Annotated in this window: 2 tRNA genes and 2 rRNA genes; all 4 read right to left on the bottom strand. The window is 51.6% G+C overall.

Annotated features, from left to right (window positions below):
• Window positions 1-12: 12 nt before the first annotated feature.
• The 4 genes from TK45_RS16135 to TK45_RS16150 all read right to left on the bottom strand — a co-directional run bounded on the left by TK45_RS16135 (window position 13) and on the right by TK45_RS16150 (window position 4,886).
• Window positions 13-2,884: ribosomal RNA gene (locus TK45_RS16135) — 23S ribosomal RNA — on the bottom strand.
• Window positions 2,885-3,124: 240 nt separating this feature from the next.
• A tRNA-Ala gene (locus TK45_RS16140) sits at window positions 3,125-3,200 on the bottom strand.
• Between the two features lie 7 nt (window positions 3,201-3,207).
• Window positions 3,208-3,284 (bottom strand) — tRNA-Ile (locus TK45_RS16145).
• Window positions 3,285-3,351: 67 nt separating this feature from the next.
• Window positions 3,352-4,886 (bottom strand): 16S ribosomal RNA (locus tag TK45_RS16150).
• Together the 16S and 23S rRNA genes with 2 tRNA genes alongside form the textbook arrangement of a ribosomal RNA operon.
• Window positions 4,887-5,140 lie beyond the last annotated feature (254 nt).

The raw sequence follows: 5,140 nt of genomic DNA on the forward strand, positions 1-5,140 counted from the left end.
ATTCTGGGTTGTATGGTTAAGCCTCACGGGCAATTAGTACAGGTTAGCTTAACGCCTTACAACGCTTCCACACCCTGCCTATCAACGTCGTGGTCTTCAACGACCCTTTAGAGGACTTAAAGTCCTAGGGATGACTCATCTCGAGGCTCGCTTCCCGCTTAGATGCTTTCAGCGGTTATCGATTCCGAACGTAGCTACCGGGCAATGCGATTGGCATCACAACCCGAACACCAGCGGTTCGTCCACTCCGGTCCTCTCGTACTAGGAGCAGCCCCTCTCAATCATCCAACGCCCACACCAGATAGGGACCGAACTGTCTCACGACGTTCTAAACCCAGCTCGCGTACCACTTTAAATGGCGAACAGCCATACCCTTGGGACCGACTTCAGCCCCAGGATGTGATGAGCCGACATCGAGGTGCCAAACACCGCCGTCGATATGAACTCTTGGGCGGTATCAGCCTGTTATCCCCGGAGTACCTTTTATCCGTTGAGCGATGGCCCTTCCATACAGAACCACCGGATCACTATGACCTACTTTCGTACCTGCTCGACGTGTCTGTCTCGCAGTTAAGCTAGCTTATGCCATTGCACTAACCTCACGATGTCCGACCGTGATTAGCTAACCTTCGTGCTCCTCCGTTACTCTTTGGGAGGAGACCGCCCCAGTCAAACTACCCACCAGACACTGTCCGCAATCCCGATGAGGGACCTACGTTAGAACATCAAACATACCAGGGTGGTATTTCAAGGACGGCTCCACACGAACTGGCGTCCGCGCTTCAAAGCCTCCCACCTATCCTACACAAGTAGGTTCAATGTTCAGTGCCAAGCTGTAGTAAAGGTTCACGGGGTCTTTCCGTCTAGGTGCGGGTACACTGCATCTTCACAGCGATTTCAATTTCACTGAGTCTCGGGTGGAGACAGCGTGGCCATGGTTACACCATTCGTGCAGGTCGGAACTTACCCGACAAGGAATTTCGCTACCTTAGGACCGTTATAGTTACGGCCGCCGTTTACCGGGGCTTCGATCAAGAGCTTCGCTTGCGCTAACCCCATCAATTAACCTTCCGGCACCGGGCAGGTGTCACACCCTATACGTCCTCTTTCGAGTTTGCAGAGTGCTGTGTTTTTAATAAACAGTCCCAGCCACCTGGTCACTGCGACCCCCAGACGCTTACGGAGCAAGTCCTTCACGTCCAGGGGCGTACCTTCTCCCGAAGTTACGGTACTATTTTGCCGAGTTCCTTCACCCGAGTTCTCTCAAGCGCCTTAGTATTCTCTACCTGACCACCTGTGTCGGTTTGGGGTACGGTTTACATAATCATAAGTTTAGAAGCTTTTCCTGGAAGCAGGGCATCTGCAACTTCACCACCGTAGTGGCTCGTCTCGTGTCTCAGGATTATGATGCCGGATTTGCCTAACATCACTCCCTACACACTTTCACGTGGACAACCAACGCCACGCCTGCATAGCCTTCTCCGTCCCTCCATCACTGATTATATAAGTACGGGAATATTAACCCGTTTCCCATCGACTACGCATTTCTGCCTCGCCTTAGGGGCCGACTTACCCTGCCCTGATTAGCATGGGACAGGAAACCTTGGTCTTTCGGCGTGGGGGTTTTTCACCCCCATTATCGTTACTCATGTCAGCATTCGCACTTGTGATATCTCCAGCAGACTTCTCAATCCACCTTCACAGACTTACACAACGCTCCCCTACCCAGCATAACTAGTATGCTGCCGCAGCTTCGGTATATCACTTAGCCCCGTTACATCTTCCGCGCAGGCCGACTCGACTAGTGAGCTATTACGCTTTCTTTAAAGGGTGGCTGCTTCTAAGCCAACCTCCTAGCTGTCTTAGCCTTCCCACTTCGTTTCCCACTTAGTGATATTTAGGGACCTTAGCTGGCGGTCTGGGTTGTGTCCCTCTTCACGACGGACGTTAGCACCCGCCGTGTGTCTCCCGGATAGTACTCACAGGTATTCGGAGTTTGCATGGGGTTGGTAAGTCGGGATGACCCCCTAGCCCAAACAGTGCTCTACCCCCTGTGGTATTCGTCCGAGGCGCTACCTAAATAGCTTTCGGGGAGAACCAGCTATCTCCCGGTTTGATTGGCCTTTCACCCCCAGCCACAGGTCATCCCCGCCTTTTTCAACAGGCGTGGGTTCGGTCCTCCAGTTGATGTTACTCAACCTTCAACCTGCCCATGGCTAGATCACCGGGTTTCGGGTCTATACCCTGCAACTAAGCGCCCAGTTAAGACTCGCTTTCGCTACGGCTCCCCTATGCGGTTAACCTCGCTACAGAATATAAGTCGCTGACCCATTATACAAAAGGTACGCAGTCACCCTCGAAGGGCTCCCACTGCTTGTACGTACACGGTTTCAGGTTCTATTTCACTCCCCTCGCCGGGGTTCTTTTCGCCTTTCCCTCACGGTACTGGTTCACTATCGGTCAATCAGGAGTATTTAGCCTTGGAGGATGGTCCCCCCATCTTCAGTCAAGATAACACGTGTCCCGACCTACTTAATATGTAAACTATGCTGCTTCACATACGGGACTATCACCCTGTATCGTGCGCCTTTCCATACGCTTCTGCTACAACATAATCTATCGGCTACTCCCCGTTCGCTCGCCGCTACTAGGGGAATCTCGGTTGATTTCTTTTCCTCCGGGTACTTAGATGTTTCAGTTCCCCGGGTTTGCCTCATTACGCTATGTATTCACGTAATGATACCTCGTAGAGGTGGGTTGCCCCATTCGGAAATCCTGGACTATAACGGGTTTTGTCACCTCATCCAGGCTTATCGCAGACTTACACGTCCTTCATCGCCTCTGATTGCCTAGGCATCCACCGTGTACGCTTAGTCACTTAACCATACAACCCAGAATACCCTTTTATGATATATCCTGAGACAGAATGTCTGCTCTTGTATGCGTGACTAGGTGTATCAAATAGAGCAGTTCTAAAACACTACTCAGTAGATTACTTTTATCAGCTTGTCCAAATTGTTAAAGAACATATTTAGCGTTTAAAAAACGCTAATCAATCAAACACTTTTCAAGTGCCTATTCATTAGCGTTATTCGGCTTTCCGTTTCCCCATCACCCTAAGTAATGGTGGAGCTAAGCGGGATCGAACCGCTGACCTCCTGCGTGCAAGGCAGGCGCTCTCCCAGCTGAGCTATAGCCCCAGTATATTGGTGGGTCTGAGTAGACTTGAACTACCGACCTCACCCTTATCAGGGGTGCGCTCTAACCAGCTGAGCTACAGACCCATTCGCTCGTTCTTCAATTACAACAAAACAATCTGTGTGGACACGTCGTCAAGGTTCAACTTTTGCGTAAGGAGGTGATCCAACCGCAGGTTCCCCTACGGTTACCTTGTTACGACTTCACCCCAGTCATGAAACACAAAGTGGTAACCGTCCTCCCGAAGGTTAGACTAGCTACTTCTTTTGCATCCCACTCCCATGGTGTGACGGGCGGTGTGTACAAGGCCCGGGAACGTATTCACCGCAGTATTCTGACCTGCGATTACTAGCGATTCCGACTTCATGGAGTCGAGTTGCAGACTCCAATCCGGACTACGATAAGCTTTAAGGGATCCGCTCCATCTCGCGATCTCGCTTCCCTCTGTACTTACCATTGTAGCACGTGTGTAGCCCTACTCGTAAGGGCCATGATGACTTGACGTCGTCCCCACCTTCCTCCGGTTTGTCACCGGCAGTCTCCTTAAAGTGCCCAACTTAATGCTGGCAACTAAGGACAAGGGTTGCGCTCGTTGCGGGACTTAACCCAACATCTCACGACACGAGCTGACGACAGCCATGCAGCACCTGTCTCAGAATTCCCGAAGGCACCAAAGCATCTCTGCTAAGTTTTCTGGATGTCAAGAGTAGGTAAGGTTCTTCGCGTTGCTTCGAATTAAACCACATGCTCCACCGCTTGTGCGGGCCCCCGTCAATTCATTTGAGTTTTAACCTTGCGGCCGTACTCCCCAGGCGGTCTACTTATCGCGTTAACTGCGCTACGCACGCCTTAAAGGCACACACAGCTAGTAGACATCGTTTACGGTGTGGACTACCAGGGTATCTAATCCTGTTCGCTACCCACACTTTCGCACATGAGCGTCAGTTATTGGCCAGGGAGCCGCCTTCGCCACTGATGTTCCTCCAGATCTCTACGCATTTCACCGCTACACCTGGAATTCCACTCCCCTCTCCAAAACTCTAGTCTGACAGTTCGAAATGCAGTTCCCAGGTTGAGCCCGGGGCTTTCACATCTCGCTTATCAGACCGCCTGCGTGCGCTTTACGCCCAGTAATTCCGATTAACGCTCGCACCCTCCGTATTACCGCGGCTGCTGGCACGGAGTTAGCCGGTGCTTCTTCTGTGGTTAACGTCACATCTAACGGGTATTAACCGTTAAACTTTCCTCACCACTGAAAGTGCTTTACAACCCGAAGGCCTTCTTCACACACGCGGCATGGCTGGATCAGGCTTGCGCCCATTGTCCAATATTCCCCACTGCTGCCTCCCGTAGGAGTCTGGGCCGTGTCTCAGTCCCAGTGTGGCTGGTCATCCTCTCAGACCAGCTAGAGATCGTCGCCTTGGTGAGCCTTTACCTCACCAACAAGCTAATCTCACTTAGGTTCATCTCCTGGCGAGAGCCGAAGCCCCCTTTGGCCCGTAGGCATCATGCGGTATTAGCAGTCGTTTCCAACTGTTGTCCCCCACCAAGAGGCAGATCCCTAAGCATTACTCACCCGTCCGCCACTCGTCACCCAAGGAGCAAGCTCCTCTGTGCTACCGTTCGACTTGCATGTGTTAGGCCTGCCGCCAGCGTTCAATCTGAGCCATGATCAAACTCTTCAATTAAATACTGGTCGAAACATTGCTGTTTCTATGAATTTCTAGGTTGACACTCTTAACGAGTGCCCACACAGATTGTCTTGTTGCAAATTGTTAAAGAACTTCGCTTCAGACCCTGTCTCAAGCGGGATGCGCATTCTACGTCATCCTCATTCGATGTCAACCGCTTTTTGCAAAGTTTTTGTCAACATCTCAACTCCGTCAGCGGCCTCTGCCGTTCCCCGTCGAAGTGGCGCGCATTCTACGCACCAGAGATTTTC

Source organism: Bowmanella sp. JS7-9, from assembly GCF_004329715.1.
In the GTDB taxonomy this organism is placed as follows: domain Bacteria; phylum Pseudomonadota; class Gammaproteobacteria; order Enterobacterales; family Alteromonadaceae; genus Pseudobowmanella; species Pseudobowmanella zhangzhouensis.